The organism is Pseudomonas sp. NPDC086112 (genome assembly GCF_044746425.1).
GTDB lineage: Bacteria > Pseudomonadota > Gammaproteobacteria > Pseudomonadales > Pseudomonadaceae > Aquipseudomonas.
The window spans coordinates 71242-91089 of sequence record NZ_JBIVCD010000006.1; the positions used below are offsets into that span (position 1 = coordinate 71242).

The window sequence follows — 19848 nt, forward strand, 5'->3', positions numbered from 1 at the left end:
AGTTGCGCCATGCGTTTTTATCTGTCTGTGTTTCTGGCGTGCTGGTCGCTCAGTGTGTTCGCCGGGCCTGACGTGCAAGCCTCGAAGAACCCTCAGGCGCTGAAAGCCCAATTACAGGATTACTACTTTGATGCCGCTCGACGCGGTGATGTGCCGATGCTCGATACCTTCATCGAGGCCGGCTATTCCCTCGATACCCGCGACAGCAAGGGTTACACCGCACTGATTCTGGCCGCCTATCATGGGCAGAGCGCCGCAGTGGAGCGTTTGCTCGCTGCCGGGGCGGACGCCTGTGCCCAGGATCAACGTGGCAATACGGCATTGATGGGCGCGATTTTCAAAGGCGAAGTGCAGATTGCCAGGACCTTGCTGGCCGCCCATTGCAGTCCCGACCAACGCAATGGCGCAGGGCAGACTGCCGCGATGTACGCCGGCTTGTTCAAGCGCGTTGAGTTGCTGGACGCACTCAAGGCCAAAGGGGCGGACATGAACGCCGAAGATCCGCTGGGCAACAGCGCCGCGCGTCTGGCCAGCGGTGAAATCCGTACGGCACCGCCGCGCTGATCCGCGCGAGCTGAGCTATCATCGCGGTTTTTGCCGGGAGTTCAGATGGCCAAGGCCAAGCGCATGTACGGCTGCACCGAGTGTGGCTCAACCTTCCCCAAGTGGGCCGGCCAGTGCGGCGAATGCGGGGCCTGGAACACGCTGACCGAAACCATGGTCGAGAGTGGCGGCGCCGCAGCCCCCAGCGGGCGCACCGGTTGGACCGGCCAGCAGGCGCAGATCAAAACCCTGGCCGAAGTCAGCGTCGAAGAGATTCCGCGTTTCTCCACGGCGTCCAGCGAGCTGGATCGCGTTCTGGGCGGCGGCCTGGTGGATGGCTCGGTGGTGTTGATCGGTGGTGATCCGGGTATCGGCAAGTCGACCATTTTGTTGCAAACCTTGTGCAACCTCGCCAAGAGCATGCCGGCACTGTATGTCACCGGCGAAGAGTCCCAGCAACAAGTGGCCATGCGCGCCCGGCGCTTGGGCTTGCCTCAGGATCAGCTGCGGGTGATGACCGAAACCTGCATCGAAACCATCATCGCCACGGCCCGGCAGGAAAAGCCCAAGGTGATGGTGATCGACTCGATCCAGACGATTTTCACCGAGCAACTGCAATCGGCGCCGGGGGGCGTTTCCCAGGTGCGCGAAAGTGCAGCATTGCTGGTGCGTTACGCCAAACAAAGCGGCACGGCGATTTTCCTCGTGGGCCATGTCACCAAAGAAGGCGCGCTGGCCGGTCCCCGAGTGCTGGAGCACATGGTCGACACCGTTCTGTATTTCGAAGGCGAATCCGACGGGCGCCTGCGTCTTTTGCGGGCAGTGAAAAACCGTTTCGGCGCGGTCAACGAATTGGGCGTGTTTGGCATGACCGACAAAGGCCTGAAGGAAGTCTCCAACCCCTCGGCGATTTTTCTGACCCGGGCCCAGGAAGAAGTCCCGGGTAGCGTGGTCATGGCAACGTGGGAAGGCACCCGGCCGATGCTGGTGGAAGTCCAGGCGTTGGTGGACGACAGCCATCTGGCCAACCCTCGCCGGGTAACGCTCGGTCTGGATCAGAATCGCTTGGCCATGTTGTTGGCGGTTTTGCATCGACATGGCGGCATTCCGACTCACGATCAGGACGTGTTCCTCAACGTGGTCGGCGGGGTGAAGGTGCTGGAAACCGCTTCCGACCTGGCCTTGATGGCGGCGGTCATGTCCAGTTTGCGCAACCGGCCGCTGCCCCATGATCTGCTGGTGTTCGGCGAAGTCGGCTTGTCGGGTGAAGTGCGCCCGGTGCCAAGTGGTCAGGAACGCTTGAAAGAGGCGGCCAAGCACGGCTTCAAGCGCGCCATCGTGCCCAAGGGCAACGCGCCGAAAGAGGCGCCGCCGGGGTTGCAGATTATTGCCGTGACGCGCCTGGAGCAGGCATTGGACGCGTTGTTCGAATAGCTGCCGAGTCGAACACAATCCCTGTGGGAGCGGGCTGCTCGCGAAGGCGGTGTAACAGCCAACATCAATGTTGGCTGTTACACCGCCTTCGCGAGCAAGCCCGCTCCCACATTGGATCAGCGTCGGGCCGTTATATTTCGATCAGGGCGCCCAATTCGCGCTCCAGTTCCTCGGGATCGCCCAGGTTGAACTCAATCAACCGCCGCAGTCGCTCAATCGATTCCAGGCTGATGTGTTTGCAGACGAAGCCGAGCTGACCATGGTCATCGTGGGTCAGCAGCACATCCATCTTGATGGCGACATCCTCGTTGAGATGAATATCGACCAGGAAATGCCAGTCCCGATTCCCCAGCCAAGGCTCGGGCCGTTCGATCAATAACCCTTTGAGCGACAGGTCGATCAACTTCACCGGCCAGATGAATTCCCCTTGGCTCAGCTCGGTTCGGGCATCGAACGCAAAACGTTTGAAGCGGCGGCGATCAGCAGGGTGGTCACTCATGGCGCAATCCTCTGAATGTCCGCTGACTATAGACCCGCATTGTTAAAGCCTGCCAGCCAAGACGAGGCCCTGGATCAATGTCGGGGTATGGCCTTTGCCGTCAGTAGCGCTAAACTCCGGATGGCTGTCTTTCTTGTCCACTCTGGCTGGAATCATAAAATGAAAAATAATAATAGCCTGCTACGCCACTTACCCTGGCTGCTGCTGGCAATCCTGGGAGCGTGCGCCCTGGGCGTAGTGGCATTGCGCCGAGGCGAGGCGATCAACGCCTTGTGGATTGTGGTCGCCGCGGTGGCCATTTATCTGGTCGCGTACCGCTACTACAGCCTGTTCATCGCTAACAATGTGATGCAACTCGATCCGCGTCGGGCGACACCCGCCGTGCTCAACAATGACGGTCTGGACTACGTACCGACTAACAAGCACATTCTTTTCGGTCACCACTTCGCAGCCATTGCTGGCGCAGGGCCTCTGGTCGGTCCGGTATTGGCGGCGCAGATGGGCTACCTGCCCGGTACGCTGTGGCTGATTGCCGGGGTGGTGCTGGCCGGTGCGGTTCAGGACTTCATGGTCCTGTTCATGTCCACCCGCCGCAACGGTCGCTCCCTGGGCGACATGGTCCGTGAAGAAATGGGCCGCATCCCCGGGACCATCGCGCTGTTTGGCTGCTTCCTGATCATGATCATCATCCTCGCGGTGCTGGCGCTGATCGTGGTCAAGGCCCTGGCCGAAAGCCCGTGGGGCATTTTCACGGTGATGGCGACCATCCCGATCGCGATGTTCATGGGTATTTACATGCGCTACATCCGCCCGGGCCGCATCGGTGAAATCTCGGTGATCGGCGTGGCGTTGCTGCTGGGTTCGATCTGGCTGGGCGGGCAGATTGCCGCTGACCCGGTGTGGGCCAAGGCGTTCAGCTTTACCGGGGTCCAGATCACCTGGATGTTGATCGGTTACGGTTTTGTGGCGGCGGTACTACCGGTGTGGCTGATTCTGGCGCCGCGTGACTACCTGTCGACCTTCCTCAAAATCGGCACCATCGTTGCGCTGGCGATCGGCATCCTGATCACCATGCCCGAGCTGAAAATGCCGGCATTGACCCAGTTCATCGACGGTACCGGGCCGGTGTGGAAGGGTGGGTTGTTCCCGTTCCTGTTCATCACCATTGCCTGTGGCGCGGTGTCCGGTTTCCATGCGTTGATCTCCTCCGGTACCACGCCGAAGTTGCTGGATAACGAGGTTAACGCCCGTTACATCGGTTACGGCGGCATGCTGATGGAGTCCTTCGTGGCGATCATGGCCATGGTGGCCGCTTCGGTGATCGAGCCAGGCGTGTACTTCGCCATGAACAGCCCGGCGGCGGTCGTCGGTGGTGACGTGGTGGCTGTGGCACAAGCTGTCAGTGGCTGGGGTTTCGCGATTACCCCGGAAGCGCTGCAAGCGGTGGCCAAGGACATCGGTGAAACCACCATTCTGGCCCGTGCCGGCGGTGCGCCGACCCTGGCGGTCGGTATCGCGCAGATCCTGCACAGTGTACTGCCGGGTGAAAACACCATGGCGTTCTGGTACCACTTCGCGATCCTGTTCGAAGCGCTGTTCATCCTGACGGCGGTGGACGCCGGTACCCGTGCCGGGCGTTTCATGCTGCAGGATTTGCTCGGCTCCTTCGTGCCAGCGCTCAAACGCACCGAATCCTGGACCGCCAACCTGATCGCAACCGCCGGTTGCGTAGCAATGTGGGGGTATCTGCTGTATCAAGGCGTGATCGACCCACTGGGCGGGATCAACACCTTGTGGCCACTGTTCGGCATCTCCAACCAGATGCTGGCGGGTATCGCACTGATGCTGGCAACTGTCGTATTGATAAAAATGAAGCGCCAACGCTACATCTGGGTCACCATGTTGCCCGCCGTGTGGTTGCTGATCTGCACCACCACCGCAGGCTTCATCAAGCTGTTCGACGCCAACCCGGCAATCGGCTTCCTGTCGTTGGCGAAGAAATACAGCGATGCGTTGGCCAACGGGCAGATTCTGGCCCCGGCCAAGAGCATCGAGCAGATGCAGCATGTCATCTATAACGCCTACACCAACGCAACGCTGACCGCGCTGTTCCTGTTCGTGGTGTTCAGCATCCTGTTCTATGCGCTTAAGGTCGGCATTGCTGCCTGGGGCACCAAAGAACGTACGGATAAAGAATCGCCGTTCCAGGCTCAGCCGGATGCGTAATCGAGGATTGCACCATGTTCAATGACCTGAGTCGCCTCGGTAAATACCTCGGTCAGGCCGCGCGCCTGATGGTCGGCATGCCCGACTACGACAACTACGTCGAGCATATGCAAACCAAACACCCGGACAAACCGGTGATGAGCTACGAGATGTTCTTTCGCGAACGTCAGGAAGCCCGTTACGGTGGCAAGGGTGGGCCGAAGTGCTGTTGATGCAACAGCCTGGCTGATGCAATCCCTGTGGGAGCGGGCTTGCTCGCGAAAGCGGTGTGTCATTCAACATTAATGTCGACTGACACGACCTCTTCGCGAGCAAGCCCGCTCCCACATTTGTTTTGTGTTGTTTCTTAACTTTGTGAAACAGGAGAACCCGTTTGTCCTCTCCCATTCCAGTAACAATCCTCAGTGGCTTTCTCGGCGCGGGAAAAACCACGCTCTTGCGCCACCTGCTCAAAGCCGAGCACGGCCTGAAAATCGCCGTGATCGAAAACGAATTCAGTGACGCCGGTATCGACACCCAACTGTTGGGCGACGAGCCGGTGCAAGTGATGACGCTGTCCAACGGCTGCGTCTGCTGCACCATCCACACCGATTTGACCAAAGCGCTGTACCTGCTGCTCGAACGCCTGGACAGCGGCGAAATCGCCTTCGACCGCTTGGTGATCGAATGCACTGGCCTGGCCGACCCTGCCCCGGTGGCGCAAACCTTTTTCATCGACGAAGAACTGCGTGAGCGCTACATCCTCGACGGCATCATCACCCTGGTGGACGCGGCCCACGCCGACCTGCACCTGACCCAGACCATCGCCCAGGCACAGATCGGCTTTGCCGACCGTTTGCTGGTGAGCAAACGGGATCTGGTGGACGAACCGACCTTCACCGCCCTCAGCGAGCGTCTGACCCGCATCAACCGTCGTGCGCCAATCCGCGTGGTCGACCACGGCAAGATTGATCTGGCCGAACTGCTCGACGTGCGCGGCTTCAACCTCAATGCCGATCTCGGCGGTGGCGTGAGTTTGCGCCCGGTGAGCAAGGTGCCGTCCATCGACCGTATTTCCAGCCTGGTGTTGCGCACTGACAAGCCGCTGGATATCGACAAACTCAGTGAGTTCATGAACGAACTGCTGGAAGACCACGGCAAGCAATTGCTGCGCTACAAAGGTGTTTTGAACATCCTTGGCGAACCACGGCGCATGGTGTTTCAGGGGGTCTTGAAGCTGTACGGATTCGACTGGGATACGGAATGGGCCGACGACGAAACACGTGAAAGCGTGATCGTGTTTATTGCCGATGAATTGCCGGAAGAGAAGATTCGTGAGGGGTTTGCCCGAGTCGCAGCCGAGTAAAGTCGGATATCTTCAGCGTGTTTGAGGCCGCCTTCGCGAGCAAGCCCGCTCCCACATTTGATCCGTGTTGCCCACTCTGTCCGGGACGACACAAAGTCAATGTGGGAGCGGGCTTGCTCGCGAAAGCGATCTACCCGGCAGCACAGTTTCGAATGGTCGATGATCCAGAGTTCAGTAATCTTTGTTCAATATAATGCAGATGCCGGGTCATCAAATTTTCGGCCATCGCTACATCCTCACGCTCCACTGCATCGACAATCTCCGCGTGCTCCCGCCATCCGCAATAATCACCTGCCAGCGCGTCATACCGCGCAATCGCCAGCGAAGTCAGCGGCACCAGAGTGCCAAGAAAATACGCCAACGGTGCGTTCCCCGCCATTTCGGCCAGTTGCAGATGAAATTCCCCTGACAATCGAATGGCCGGACCACGCGCCGTGCATTGGCGTTCGCTGTCGATCAGGGCGCGCAGGCGTTTCAAGTCTTGCGGGTGAGGTTGCTGGCAGGCCAGTCGAATCAGCGTGATCTCGGTCAGTCGTCGGGCATGCAGCGTCTGGCGAATCTGTTCGGCATCGGGCGCGGCGACTCGGGGGCGATGGTGGGTGCGAAGGATAATGATCTGCTGATGGGACAACTGCGTCAGCACGCCACGAATGTCACTGCGTCGAGCGCTGAACATCTGCGCCAGGCTGTCTTCGGTAAAACGACTGGCTGCATGGATGCGCTGTTCGAGAATGGCGTCGAAGATCCGTGAATAGAGATCATCCGCCGGCAGTTTCCCTGTGTCGGTTCGGGAGAAGGGCAGGGCAGTGAATATCTGTGGTGAGGCGAAGCTGTTCATGGCCTGTCTCCAGTTCGAAGAGGGGGTCAACTGCCGAGGTGGTCATCCGGAATGTTCAATTCGATGCCCATCCGCTGGCCTTCGCGCAGGATGTGCCGACGCATCTCGGCGCTGGCCTGGGCGCTGTTTTTGCTGCGAATGGCCCGCACCACGGCTTCGTTTTCTTCAAGGCGTTCAGCCAGATGCTCTGGCGAGTTGCGTAGCACCTCGGCGCTTTGTTTGAGGGCGTTGCTGGTCTGCTGCACAACGCTCTGGAAGATCGGGTTCGAGGTCAGGGTGAACAGTTCTTCGTGGAACGCGATGTAGGCGCTGACCCCGGCTTCGCTGTCGTTGGCCTCCAGGGCTTCGCGCATGTCCATCAGGGTCAGGCGCAGTTGCCCGACTTCCTTGCTGCTGATGGATTGTGCAACCAGGCCGACGATGAAGGGTTCGAGGGTGTAGCGCAGTTGCAGCACATCTTCCAGGCTGGCCCCGGCCACCGCGCTGTCGTGGCTTTGGCTGTCGCTGAGATTGGCTTCCAGCACCACCACGCCTTTGCCCGGCATGGAGCGCACCAGCCCGAGGGTTTCCAGCACGATGACCGCTTCGCGCAGGCTCGGGCGGCTAATGCCCAGTTGCTCGGCCAGTTCACGCTGGCCCGGCAGCATCTCGCCGGAGCGCCACTGACCGCGGGCCAGGGCGGCCCGAAGTTTTTCTACCACCGAATTTACAACGGTTGACGAGGTAATCACTGTTCGCTCCAAGTCGTGATAAATGTGCCTGACCTTGGGCAGGCACACCTAGTTTAAAATTCCTGCTGATGCGCCGGGACCACCGGTTTCCTGGGCTGGAAGGTATAACCCACCTGACCGGAAAGCACTTTGTTCGCTCGCTGGATATCGATGTCCTTTTCCCAGCGGGCGATGGCCACGGTGGCGACGCAATTGCCGATCAGGTTGGTCAGTGCCCGGCCGATGCCCATGAACCAGTCCACCGCTAATACCAGCACCAGCCCGACCACCGGAATCGCCGGGATTGCCGTCAGTGTTGCCGCAAGAATCACCAACGCCGAACCGGGAATCCCGTGGGCACCTTTGGAGGTGATCAGCGACACCAGCAGAATCGTCAGCAGGTCAGTCATGGCCAGCGGCGTACCGGTGGCATTGGCGATGAACACAATGGCCAGGGTCAGGTAGATCGAAAAACCATCCAGGTTGAACGAGTACCCGGTCGGAATCACCAGCCCGACCGTGGAGCTGCCGATGCCCAGATGCTCAAGCTTGCGCATGATTTGTGGCAGCACGGCGTCGGAAGATGCGGTGCCCATGACGATCAGCAGTTCTTCACGCAGGTACTTGAGCAGCGGCCACATCTTCAGGCCCGAGAGGCGCATCACCAGGCCGAGAATCAATGCCACGAACGCTACACAGGTCATGTAGAAAAGACCGACCAGGCTGCCCAGGTGCTGCAGCGAATCCAGGCCATATTTACTGGTGGTGAAAGCGATGGCGCCGAACACGCCGATCGGCGCCAGACGCACGATCATGCCCATGATGCGGAAGATTACGTGGCTGAGTTCGTTGATCAACCGGGAAATACCCGATGCCGCTTCACCCACCAGGTTCAGCGCGCTGCCGAACAGCACCGAAAACAGCAGGACTTGCAGAATGTTGTTTTCCGCGAAGGCGCCGATTACCGAGGTCGGGATCAGGTTCATCAGGAACTGGGAGGTGGTTTGCATGTGCTGACCGCGCTGGGCGATGTCGCCCATGTCGGCGGCGGAGAGTTGCTCCAGATGAATGTTCGCGCCGCTGCCGATGCCGGTCGTGAAGGCGAATACCAGGCCGATCACCAAGGCGATGGTGGTCAGTATTTCGAAGTAGATCACCGATTTCAGGCCGATGCGTCCGACCTTCTTCAAGTCGCCGGCACCGCTGATGCCGCTGACCACCACGCAGAACACGATCAGACCAATAAGCATCTTGATCAGTTTGATGAAACCGTCGCCGAGAGGTTTGAGTTGGGCGGAATATTCGGGAAGGGTCAGCCCGCAGACGATGCCGAGCACCAGTCCGAGAACCACTTGAAGGAAGATTGAACGCGAGCACCATCTGAGCATGGGAGGAATCCTGGTCGGTGTCCTGGCTGCCGTGCGCGATGCGCATCAGATTCAGGACTTAATTATTGTGGTCTTACCGGTATGTCCAGTGCAGGCGCAGTCTACGCTGGATTTTTTCAGGATTACAAGTGGAAGTCGAAAAATTGGCATGACCGGTCTGACCAGTGGCTAAAGCCGCGTAGGAGATGCCGATCAAGATCAAAAGATCGCAGCCTTCGGCAGCTCCTACAAAAACCCGCGTACACCCATGATTTCACGAATGTACACAACCTCTGTAGGAGCTGCCGAAGGCTGCGATCTTTTGATCTTTATGGCGGACGAAAAAAAACCGGCCATCACTGACCGGTTTTTTCATTGCTGCGGTTTAGCGGGGCAATTAAGCGCCGTACACCGGCAGCTTCTTGCAGATGGCTTTGACTTTCTCACGAACGGCGTCGATCACCGCTTCGTTGGAAAGATCTGCCAGGATGTCGCAGATCCAGCCGGCCAGCTCTTTGCACTCTGCTTCCTTGAAGCCGCGAGTGGTCACTGCCGGTGTACCGAAACGCAGACCGGAGGTGACGAACGGGGAGCGTGGATCGTTCGGTACCGAGTTCTTGTTCACGGTGATGAACGCTTTGCCCAGAGCGGCGTCGGCGTCTTTACCGGAGATTTCCTGCTTGATCAGCGACAGCAGGAACAGGTGGTTCTGAGTACCGCCCGACACCACGTCGAAACCGCGCTCGATGAACACGCCGGCCATGGCCTGGGCGTTTTTCACCACTTGTTGCTGGTAGGCCTTGAACTCAGGCTGCAGCGCTTCCTTGAAGCAGATCGCCTTGGCGGCGATCACGTGCTCCAGCGGGCCACCCTGGGCGCCCGGGAATACCGCGGAGTTCAGCTTCTTCTCGATGTCGGCGTTGGCGCGAGCCAGGATCAGGCCGCCACGTGGACCGCGCAGGGTCTTGTGGGTGGTGGTGGTCACGACGTCAGCGAATGGAACCGGGTTCGGGTAGACGCCAGCGGCGACCAGACCGGCCACGTGAGCCATGTCGACGAACAGGTAGGCACCGACTTTGTCAGCGATTTCGCGGAAACGCGGGAAGTCGAGGATCTGCGAGTAGGCAGAGAAACCGGCCACGATCATTTTTGGCTTGTGCTCGACCGCCAGACGCTCGACTTCGTCGTAGTCGATCAGGCCGTTGGCATCGATACCGTACTGAACAGCGTTGTACAGCTTGCCGGAGGACGAAACGCTGGCACCGTGGGTCAGGTGACCGCCGTGGGCCAGGCTCATGCCCAGGATGGTGTCGCCCGCTTGCAGCAGGGCCAGGTAAACGGCGCTGTTGGCTTGGGAGCCGGCGTGTGGCTGAACGTTGGCGTAATCGGCGCCGAACAGTTCTTTGGCGCGGTCGATGGCCAGTTGCTCAACCACGTCGACGAACTCGCAACCACCGTAGTAGCGCTTGCCCGGATAACCTTCGGCATATTTGTTGGTCAGTACCGAGCCTTGAGCTTCCATCACCGCAGGGCTGGTGTAGTTTTCCGAAGCGATCAGCTCGATGTGTTCTTCCTGGCGCTGAGCTTCTTGCTCCATGGCGGCAAAAAGGTCGGCGTCGTACTTGGCAATAGTCAAATCACGGCTGAACATGGCGGTCCTCAAGGATCGGGGCAGAAAAGGGGGGCATTCTAACTCAATGGGTTTTAGATGGCATATGAAAGGACATCATGTCGCAGACAAGTGGTGTTCATGCGCAGGATTTGCGGTGTTTGTGCGGGCCTCTTCGCGGGCAAGCCTCGCTCCTACGGATAGCACCGTCTGTAGGAGCGAGGCTTGCCCGCGAAGGCGTCACGACAGGCGCTGCTGAATCTCAATCAAACATGAACAACGCATCATTGCTGAACTGCGCCTCAAACCGGCTCGCCGGCATCGGCCGGCCAAACAGATACCCCTGAACCTCATCGCAACCATGCTCACGCAGGAAGTCGAGCTGCTCGTGGGTTTCCACGCCTTCGGCGATCACCGCCAGATTGAGGCTATGGGCCATGGCGATGATCGCCCGGGCAATTTGCGCGTCCTGTTCACCCGAGGGCAGGCCATCGACGAAGGTGCGGTCGATTTTCAGCACGTCGATCGGGAATTGCTTGAGGTAGTTGAGCGATGAATAACCGGTGCCGAAGTCGTCGACTGCAATGCTCAGGCCAAGGTTTTTCAACCCGGCGAGGATGTGCATCGCTTCGCTGACTTCGCGCATCAGAATACTTTCAGTCAACTCCAGCTCCAGGCACGCCGGCGGCAGGCCGGTTTCCTTGAGGATGGTGGCGATCCGCGTGCCGAGCTGACCGTCGGAGAACTGCCGGGCCGAAATGTTCACCGAAACCTTCGGCACCCGGACTTTGGTTTGATGCCAGGTCTTGAGCTGACGGCAGGCTTCGCTGATCACCCAGTCGCCGACGTCCACCACCAGCCCGAGCTCTTCGAGCACGGGAATGAAATCCCCCGGCGGTACCAGGCCACGTCGTGGGTGACGCCAGCGCAGCAGGGCTTCGGCACCGGTCAGGCGTTTGCCATCGCCGCTGAACTGCGGCTGGTAGTACAGCACGAATTCATTTTGCTCCAGGGCATGGCGCAAGTCGCTTTCCAGCTCCAGACGCTCCAGGGCGCTGGCGTTCATGTCGGCCTGATAGAACTGGAAGTTGTTCTTGCCACGCTCCTTGGCGTGGTACATCGCGGTGTCGGCGTTCTTCATCAACTGACTGAGTTCGCTGCCGTCCTGAGGGCTCAGGGCGATGCCGATACTGGCGGTGACAAAGAACTCGCGGCCTTCGAGCACGAACGGTTTCACCAGGCTGGCGAGGATCTGTTCGGCCACGTGAATCGCCCGGTTCAACGCGATCTCCCGGTTGACCCGCGGTTGCAGCAGCAAAGTGAACTCATCACCACCCATGCGTGCCACGGTGTCGTCATCATCGACGCAACCGAGCAGGCGCGTGGCCATTTCCTTGAGCATGCGGTCGCCGGCGGCATGGCCCAGGGAGTCGTTGATCGGCTTGAAACGGTCCAGGTCGAGGAACATCAGCACCACCCAGGACTTCTGCCGTTCAGCCGATTGCAGCGCGGTGTGCAGGCGATCCTGGAACAGCGTGCGGTTGGGCAGGTGGGTCAAGGCGTCGTAATAGGCGAGCCGGTGAATCCGTTGCTCGCTGGCTTTGCGCTCGCTGATGTCGCTGAAGAAACACACGTAGCTGGCCAGGTCGCCTTCATCGTCGAGCACCGCGGTAATTCCGACCCAGGCCGGGTAGTGCTCGCCATTGCGTCGTTTGAGCCAGACTTCGCCTTCCCAGGTGCTGTGCTGATGCAATTGCTTGAGCACATAGCGCAGATGGGCTTCCTGCTGCTCATCGACGGTGAGCATATTCGGCAACTGGTCGAGGACCTGGGCCACCGCATAGCCGCTGACGCGACTGAACGCTTCGTTGGCCTGGACGATATAGCCGGCCGGGTCGGTGATCAAAATCGCCGAGGTCGAGTGCTCGAATACCGTGGCAGCCATGCGCAGGTCTTTTTCGGCCCGACGTTGCTGGCTGATGTCGCGGCCGACCCCGAGCACACCTTCGAAGGCTCCGTGTTCGTCCCAGACCAGCACCAGACGCAGCTCGATGGGAATCTTGCGTCCGTCGGCCCGCAGGCAGTCGAACAGAAACAGCTGGGTCTGCACCTGACTGCGCAGCAACGCCAGTTGCTCGGGCTTATCCAGCGCTTTGCTGACCCGGTCCATGAGACTGTAGATGCCGGTCAGTTGTTGCGGGTTGGCAATGGTCGATTGCCAACCGTTCTGGAATATCCAGTCGGCGTCGAAACCCAGCACGGCTTGCACCGAGGGGCTGACGTAATTGAGCGACATCTTGCTGTCGGTGGAGAAAATCACGTCGCTGATGCTTTCGGCGAGCATCCGGTAGCGTTGTTCGCTGTCGCGCAGGGACTCACTGGCTTCGATCTGCTCGGTGATGTCCTTGGCCACGCCAATGATGCGCGTGACCTGATCGTGTTTGTCCCGCGCCAGGGCCTGTTCGCGAATGTCGAAACGCCGCCATTTGCCATCGCGATGACGGAAGCGCAGCTGGCATTGCATCAGTTGGGTGTAACCCGCGTGACGTTGGGACTGGCGTGATCGGTGGTAGTAGTCGGCATCCTCGGGGTGCAACAGGATTTCCCAGAAGTACTCGCCCATCTGGTGCAGTTCGGTGCGGTTGTAACCCAGCGTTTGCCCCAGGTGATGGTTGCTGAAGATCATCCGCTGGCTGACCACATCCTGCACATACAGATGATCCGGCACGGTGCGCACCACGTCGGACCAGAACCCTTCACGCTCCAGCAGCGACAATTCGATGAGCTTGCGACTGGTGATGTCGCTGATGCTCAGGATCACCGCTTTGTAGTCGGCCTGATCTTCCGGCAGACGCAGCACCAGCCACAAATGCTGGTCACGACCATTGGCATCCTGAAGCTTGATTTCCAGCTCAAGCTGTTTTTGCTGGTGCAGCACCGCTTCGAGCACTTGATTGCCGATGGCCGTGCAGTCCAATGGGCAGCCGTCGATCAGCAGTTTCCAGGCCTGATCGCAGGAATTGACGTTGAGCAATTGCAGGGCGACCTGATTGACCTCGGTGATGCGCAGTTCCTGCAGCAGTTGCTGGCGTTGCTCCGGTGTCTGGAGCCAGGCCTTCAACTGCTCGCTGCTGTTGAGTTGAGCCTTGTCGAAAAAACTTTTGAGTCCGGACAGGTCGAGCACGCACAGCGCAACGCCGGTACCTTCGAAAATGTCCTGATAGCGTCGGCGGCCTTCATGCAACAGGCGTTGACGGCGACGAATGCTCAGCAGAGCGATGAACGGTAACAGCGAAAAGGCCAGGCCCAGCAGGCATTTGCCGATGAACGCCGGCAGCAGTTGTTCGAGCACCCGTTGGCGGTCGAACAACCCGCGCAATTGCCAGTCGCTGCTGCTCAGAGGGACTGTCAGCACACTGTTGGCCAGTTCGTCGGCTGTCAGCACGGCCGGCTTGGCCGAGGGCTGGGTGTCATCGCGGCTGATGATCTGATGATTGATGCGGTTTTCCACCAGCCACAGGGGGCGGATGCCGGCGTCGCCCTGCTTGGTCAATGAGGAGAAAAACGTCGGTGTCAGACGCAGGGCCCAATAGCCGCGGCTGCTGCCGCTGGCTTGATGCAGGAGCAGATGCACCACTGAGCCGTCGTCGGCATTGCTGAAATAGTGGGCCTGGGCGCGGCTACGCTGAACCAGTTCGCCGAGGTAACTGGCGTCCTGGCTGTCGGCGGCGCTGTCGCTGAGGATTTTTCCGGAGGGACTGAGCAACGCCAGGCTGCGCAAATCGGGCAGCGATTGTTGCAGTTTACGCAGCAACGCCTGCTGTTCGTCGGGACTTTGCGGTTGTTCGATGATCGGTAGCAGGTTAAGGGCGATCTGGGCATTGAGCGCCATGTTGAGGCTGACTTGCGCAGCCAGATCGGCGGAATAGTCGATGGTGTACTGGCGCTGGTTTTTCTGGGATTCGCGAAGCTGATCCAGCAGCTGCCAGAACAGCAGTGCGAGCAGCAACAGCACGAGGGTTGCCAGCGCGCCCTTCAAGGTTCCGCGCAGGGGCGAGCCGGTCGCAGGATTGAGTGCGCTCACGGACGATGGCGGAGAGACATTAGACAAACTGTAATCCTGCGGTTTGGCTGGACTGGCGCGACGTGCACTATAAGCCGGACGCCCGAAGGGCGGCTAGCATGCCTTGAGTTGTGGCGAAGTGCCAGTCCCGCTCGGCTGGACTGCTTTCTATCAATAAGGTAGCTTTGCCGGTTACGCGGGAGCGTTCCAGCTCCTAGAGGTTTTTTCAGCGCGCACGCCTTGATACCCATCAGACGAACGACGCGCATGGCCTGGCCGGGCATTGCCTGCGCTCCAATCATTCATCAGTCACTGACCCAAGGTTCTCCATGGCTCAATACGTCTTCACCATGCATCGGCTGGGCAAAGTTGTTCCGCCGAAGCGGGAAATCCTGAAAAACATTTCGCTGTCGTTCTTCCCTGGCGCCAAGATCGGCGTACTCGGTCTCAACGGTTCGGGTAAGTCCACGCTGCTGAAAATCATGGCGGGCGTCGATAAAGAGTTCGACGGTGAAGCCCGTCCGATGCCGGACCTGAATATTGGCTACCTGCCGCAAGAACCGATTCTGGACCCGACCAAAACCGTGCGTGAAGTGGTCGAGGAAGCGGTCAGCGTGATCAAGGACGCTCAGGCGCGCCTGGACGAGGTTTACGCGGCCTACGCTGAACCGGATGCCGACTTCGACAAACTGGCGGCAGAACAGGCCAAGCTTGAAGCCATCCTGCAAGCCAGCGACGGTCACAACCTGGATCGCCAACTGGAAGTCGCCGCCGATGCGCTGCGTCTGCCAGCGTGGGATGCCAAGGTCGAAGTCTTGTCCGGTGGTGAAAAACGTCGTGTGGCCCTGTGCCGCCTGCTGCTGTCCGCACCGGACATGCTGCTGCTCGACGAACCGACCAACCACCTGGACGCCGATTCCGTCGCCTGGCTGGAGCACTTCCTGCACGATTTCCCGGGCACCGTGGTTGCGATCACGCACGACCGTTACTTCCTGGACAACGTTGCCGGCTGGATCCTCGAGCTCGACCGCGGCGCCGGTATCCCGTACGAGGGCAACTATTCGGGTTGGCTCGAAGCCAAGTCCGATCGTCTGGCCGCCGAATCCAAGCAGCAATCGGCTCACGAAAAGGCCATGAAGGAAGAACTGGAGTGGGTGCGCAAAGGCGCCAAGGCCCGCCAGTCCAAATCCAAGGCTCGTCTGCAACGCTTCGAAGAAATGCAATCGCAGGAATTCCAGAAGCGCAGCGAAACCAACGAGATCTACATCCCGGCCGGTCCGCGTCTGGGCGACAAGGTTATCGAGTTCAAGAACGTCAGCAAGGGCTACGGCGATCGCGTGCTGATCGACAATCTGTCGTTCTCCATGCCTAAGGGCGCCATCGTTGGCGTGATCGGCGGTAACGGTGCCGGTAAGTCGACCCTGTTCCGTATGCTGATGGGCAAGGAAACACCGGATTCGGGCTCCATCGAAGTCGGCGAAACCGTACAACTGGCGTGCGTCGACCAGAGCCGTGAAGACCTGGATGGCAGCAAGACTGTGTTCCAGCAGATCTCCGACGGTTCCGACCAGATTCGCATCGGCAACTACGAGATCCCGTCGCGCACCTACGTTGGTCGCTTCAACTTCAAGGGCGGCGATCAGCAGAAGTTCGTCAAGGACCTGTCCGGTGGTGAGCGTGGTCGCTTGCACCTGGCCCTGACCCTGAAAGAGGGCGGCAACGTCCTGCTGCTCGACGAACCGTCCAACGACCTCGACGTTGAAACCCTGCGTTCCCTGGAAGAGGCCTTGCTGGACTTCCCGGGCGCCGCCATTGTGATCTCTCACGATCGGTGGTTCCTTGACCGAGTCGCGACTCACATCCTGGCGTACGAAGACGACTCGCAAGCGGTGTTCTTCGAAGGCAACTACACCGAGTACGAAGCCGATCGCAAGAAACGCCTCGGCGAAGCGGCTTCCCAGCCGCACCGTGTACGGCACAAGAAACTGGCCTGATTTCAGGTTGGTCGCATAGAAAAAACGGAGCCTTCGGGGCTCCGTTTTTTTATGGGTCTTCAGTAAGACCGAGTCGAGGCCTTCGCGAGCAAGCCCGCTCCTACAGGTTGTGAAGATTTTTGATAATAACCACAACCCTGTAGGAGCGAGGCTTGCCCGCGAAGACGGTCTGAAGGTCACCCGGCCTCTATGGCCAACACCTCAATCACCAAATCCCCCGCCGGTCGCTTCCACAGCACTTCATCACCCACCTGCGCCCCGAGCAACGCCCGACCCAGTGGCGAGCTCCAATTGATCAAGCCATGGGTGGCATCCGCCTGGTCTTCTCCGACCAATTGCACGCGCTGCTCATGATCGTGTTCGTCGGCAAAGGTCACCCAGTTGCCGATCTGCACTTTGTCGGTCGAGGAGGCTTGTGCGACCACCTGGGCGCTTTGCAGGCGCTGCTTGAAATAGCGCCAGTCGCGATCGAGGTCGGCCTGGCGCTGCTTATCGGCCAGTTCGCCTTTGGCGCTTTCCTGATCAAGCAGGCTTTGCAGCTCGGCAACTTTTGCCTGAAGCTGCGCCAGGCCCGCTGGCGTGACGTAATTGGGCTGCGCGCTGACCTGCCGTTCGACTGGCTGATCGGCTTGCGCGGCGGCGTTATCTTCATTGACGAAGGCGCGACTCATGCTGTTCTCCCGTTATAGGGTTTGGGCCATGGTCGCAGGCATTAAGTTTCGACGAATGTCTGTAAACGACTTATTGCGAGCGATAGGCTCGCGCGGCGTCCCTGTCTTTCTCTTGTTGCCAGGCCCGTTCGCGCTCGTCCCAATGGCGGTCCTTGTACTCGTTGCGATCCTCGTTTTCACGCATGGCCTGGCACTGACGGAAGCCATCGGTCCAGCCTTCGGCGTATTGCTTGTCCTTGAGGTAACGCGGGACATTTTTGCGAAACTCACCGGTGATCGCCCCAGCGGCTTGCCGGCCACTGCTGCAACCGTCATCGAAGCCATCGGCGAATGCCGGCGGATAACCCTTGGCGATCAGATCCTCGTGGGTCGACTCGCACCCCGTGATCACTACCAACAACCCCAATACAGCCACGCAACGCCACATCCCGGACTCCTGGGCCGTTCAACGGCCTATAAGGGAAGTCTAGAAGCGGATTTGTCGGGTGTATGTGAAAGGCTTGTGATTAATCTGTGGGCTTACAAGGACTCAATTGTGGGAGCGGGCTTGCTCGCGAAGGCGGTGTATCAGTTGGCATCGATGTTGACTGACACTCCGCCTTCGCGAGCAAGTCGGATCGCCGCACCGCCGCTCCCACAGGGATTTGCGTCAGTAGTGATACCACTTCACCTCCAGCATCACTTCGTTTTCGGGCGAAGCCAGGTGGCTGAATTCGCGCTGGGCGCTCAGGCGCACGCCCAGATTGCGCGACAGTTCCCACTGCTGATTCAGGCTCATGCTGCGGCGCACTTCGCCATTGGTGAAGTAATCACCCTTGGCTTCCAGGCTGAAATTGCCCAGCGGGTTTTTCCATAGCAGGCCGCTGTTGAATCCCGCCGCCGGGGCGATGAAACCCGCGAAGTCGTTGTTATGCTCAACACGCACGGTGCCCAAGGCGAAACCGAGCATGTCGTCACCCAGCTGCCAGGTCCCGCCGCCACCGCCATTGACATGGCTGACCAGGGTTTCGTCATCATGCTTGCCCGGTACGCGCTCCAGGCCGCCGGTGACTTGCCATGACAGCGGCTGCAACAATTCATTGCGAGGCGTCAGCGAGCGGATGGTCGCCAGGTCCAGTTGCTGCAACTGCCAGTCATTGCCTTCGTATTGGCGCAGCTTCATCTGCAGAATTTCGATCTGCGCGCCGAGGGGGAAGCTTTCCATGTTGTCATTAAGGTCGTGATAGGCCATGCGCAGGCCATATTCGCCGAAGGCCTTGTCGCCTCGAGTGCCGATGCCGGCCTGCCAGGTGCGGGATTCGTGACCGTCCTCGGGCAAGCCGGGTTGCGGAATTTCCAGCTCCGGGGGCGGGTTTTGATTGATTGCGCGCAGCAATTCGAAACTGCGTTGAGCCCGTTGCGGGTCACGCTCCTGACCGTTGGCGCGATAACGCTCCAGACGATAAGCCCCATCGATGATCAACGCCTGGCGGTCGCGAGGTAGGGTCTTGAACGCCGGAGTCTGCAATTGCGTCTGATCGGCGCTGACGTTCAGCACCCACGCCTGCTCTTCAACGGTTAATGGCTCGGCGCGGCTTAGCAGTTCACGCTCACGGGACGGGCGATACTCGATCGACTCCACCAGCCCGGCTTCTTTCACCGCTTTGACCGTGTCAGTAGGGATAGCGGTCAACGGGAATTGCTCGGTCAACTGCAGGCTCGGTCGCGCCACTTGCAGCAGTTCAAGCAGGCGGTAGGAACAGTTTTCGTCGAAGAAGAAGTAGTCGAACTGGATCTGCTTGAGTTCCCAGACGTGCTCGACCATGCGCTCGGTTTCCTGCTGCGTCAGGTTCAGGCGGTATTCCCACAGATCGCGGTTCTCGAGGCTACGGTATTCCGAGAGCTTTTCCTGATACGGCACCAACGCGAACAGCCCGGGATAGCCACCCATCAGACCTTTCCAGGCATACAGAATGCTGTTGTCCGAACCTTCGATGTAGGCGCCGAAGTTGATCGCGTAACTGAGCAGCGATGTCTTGTCACTCTGCACATTGGCCTGATCGATGCGCAGCAAGGTGTGACCAAACATCGACGATGGACTGTTCAGGTAGGCCGCCGGGAAAATCATCACCGCGCTGTGGGGCGCAACATCCTTGAACCATTGCTTGAACTCAGCACAGTCCGGTGTCGGCAGATCGCTGAGCGCCAGTTGCGCCTTGAGCCAGCGGGTGCGGGCCGGATAGACGCATTGGGCATGCTGCTCACCTGCACTGGCCGGGGCATACAGAGCCTGCACGGTCGCCGCCAGTTCACGGTCGGGGTGTTCGTTGCCATCGGGGGCGAGAAAGAATTTCTTGTCGCTGACATAGCTGCGCCAGCCACCGAGCTTGGCGGTTTCGTAATGCCCCAGGGAAATCCAGAAGGGGTCGTTGGCCAGTTGCTGCAAACGTTGATTGTCGATATGTGGCGCGGCGGACAGCGGGGCGCAGACACAGAGCGCCAGCCAGGCAAGGCGTTTGAGCATAGTGAGCAACTTAGCTTTTCGAAAAAAAAAGAGATCGGAGGAAAGA

The 19848-nt window shown here is 59.5% G+C and carries 15 protein-coding genes; 6 read left to right on the top strand and 9 right to left on the bottom strand.

From position 1 onward, the window contains the following. Positions 1 to 9: 9 nt before the first annotated feature. A complete protein-coding gene (locus ACIPLA_RS06650) occupies positions 10 to 564 on the top strand; it encodes an ankyrin repeat domain-containing protein (protein ID WP_123498663.1) in 555 nt (184 codons plus the stop codon). A gap of 45 nt (positions 565 to 609) precedes the next feature. Continuing rightward, positions 610 to 1977, top strand: a complete 1368-nt coding sequence (gene radA, locus ACIPLA_RS06655; protein WP_007937264.1) for a DNA repair protein RadA — start codon at positions 610 to 612, stop codon at positions 1975 to 1977. A 130-nt stretch (positions 1978 to 2107) separates the two neighbouring features. Here the strand turns inward: radA and ACIPLA_RS06660 are convergent, their stop codons facing one another. Continuing rightward, positions 2108 to 2476, bottom strand: a complete 369-nt coding sequence (locus ACIPLA_RS06660; RefSeq protein WP_218398816.1) for a PilZ domain-containing protein — start codon at positions 2474 to 2476, stop codon at positions 2108 to 2110. A 159-nt stretch (positions 2477 to 2635) separates the two neighbouring features. On the opposite strand from ACIPLA_RS06660, the gene ACIPLA_RS06665 reads away from it, so the two are divergent. From ACIPLA_RS06665 to yjiA, 3 genes are all read left to right on the top strand, one after another. Continuing rightward, a complete protein-coding gene (locus tag ACIPLA_RS06665; protein ID WP_038981466.1) occupies positions 2636 to 4702 on the top strand; it encodes a carbon starvation CstA family protein in 2067 nt (688 codons plus the stop codon). Positions 4703 to 4716: 14 nt separating this feature from the next. Continuing rightward, positions 4717 to 4914, top strand: a complete 198-nt coding sequence (locus tag ACIPLA_RS06670; RefSeq protein ID WP_007895266.1) for a YbdD/YjiX family protein — start codon at positions 4717 to 4719, stop codon at positions 4912 to 4914. Between the two features lie 161 nt (positions 4915 to 5075). After that, the gene (gene yjiA / locus ACIPLA_RS06675; RefSeq protein ID WP_401172535.1) at positions 5076 to 6047 is read left to right on the top strand and encodes a GTPase; all 972 of its coding nucleotides are present in this window, start codon (positions 5076 to 5078) and stop codon (positions 6045 to 6047) included. A 130-nt stretch (positions 6048 to 6177) separates the two neighbouring features. Here the strand turns inward: yjiA and ACIPLA_RS06680 are convergent, their stop codons facing one another. From ACIPLA_RS06680 to ACIPLA_RS06700, 5 genes are all read right to left on the bottom strand, one after another. After that, complete coding sequence (locus ACIPLA_RS06680; protein ID WP_401172537.1) at positions 6178 to 6885, bottom strand: GntR family transcriptional regulator; 708 nt, start codon at positions 6883 to 6885, stop codon at positions 6178 to 6180. Positions 6886 to 6911: 26 nt separating this feature from the next. Next, complete coding sequence (locus tag ACIPLA_RS06685) at positions 6912 to 7616, bottom strand: FadR/GntR family transcriptional regulator (protein ID WP_008072332.1); 705 nt, start codon at positions 7614 to 7616, stop codon at positions 6912 to 6914. A 53-nt stretch (positions 7617 to 7669) separates the two neighbouring features. Then, positions 7670 to 8983: a C4-dicarboxylate transporter DctA gene (locus ACIPLA_RS06690; RefSeq protein WP_063342470.1), complete on the bottom strand. Its 1314-nt coding sequence runs from the start codon at positions 8981 to 8983 to the stop codon at positions 7670 to 7672. Positions 8984 to 9359: 376 nt separating this feature from the next. Continuing rightward, on the bottom strand, positions 9360 to 10613 hold the full coding sequence (gene glyA / locus ACIPLA_RS06695) for a serine hydroxymethyltransferase (protein ID WP_007895259.1): 1254 nt from the start codon (positions 10611 to 10613) through the stop codon (positions 9360 to 9362). Positions 10614 to 10833: 220 nt separating this feature from the next. Further along, positions 10834 to 14682: an EAL domain-containing protein gene (locus ACIPLA_RS06700; protein ID WP_401172542.1), complete on the bottom strand. Its 3849-nt coding sequence runs from the start codon at positions 14680 to 14682 to the stop codon at positions 10834 to 10836. 281 nt (positions 14683 to 14963) lie between these two features. On the opposite strand from ACIPLA_RS06700, the gene ettA reads away from it, so the two are divergent. Then, positions 14964 to 16628, top strand: a complete 1665-nt coding sequence (ettA, locus tag ACIPLA_RS06705; protein WP_008072328.1) for an energy-dependent translational throttle protein EttA — start codon at positions 14964 to 14966, stop codon at positions 16626 to 16628. A 176-nt stretch (positions 16629 to 16804) separates the two neighbouring features. Here the strand turns inward: ettA and ACIPLA_RS06710 are convergent, their stop codons facing one another. From ACIPLA_RS06710 to ACIPLA_RS06720, 3 genes are all read right to left on the bottom strand, one after another. Continuing rightward, positions 16805 to 17299 (bottom strand): GreA/GreB family elongation factor, encoded by a 495-nt coding sequence (locus ACIPLA_RS06710; protein ID WP_218398810.1) that lies wholly within the window; start codon positions 17297 to 17299, stop codon positions 16805 to 16807. A gap of 70 nt (positions 17300 to 17369) precedes the next feature. Next, on the bottom strand, positions 17370 to 17726 hold the full coding sequence (locus ACIPLA_RS06715) for a hypothetical protein (protein WP_192345384.1): 357 nt from the start codon (positions 17724 to 17726) through the stop codon (positions 17370 to 17372). Positions 17727 to 17948: 222 nt separating this feature from the next. Further along, positions 17949 to 19802 carry a DUF4105 domain-containing protein gene (locus ACIPLA_RS06720; protein ID WP_218398808.1) on the bottom strand — a complete coding sequence of 618 codons (1854 nt, stop codon included), beginning with the start codon at positions 19800 to 19802 and terminating at the stop codon, positions 17949 to 17951. Positions 19803 to 19848: the final 46 nt, after the last annotated feature.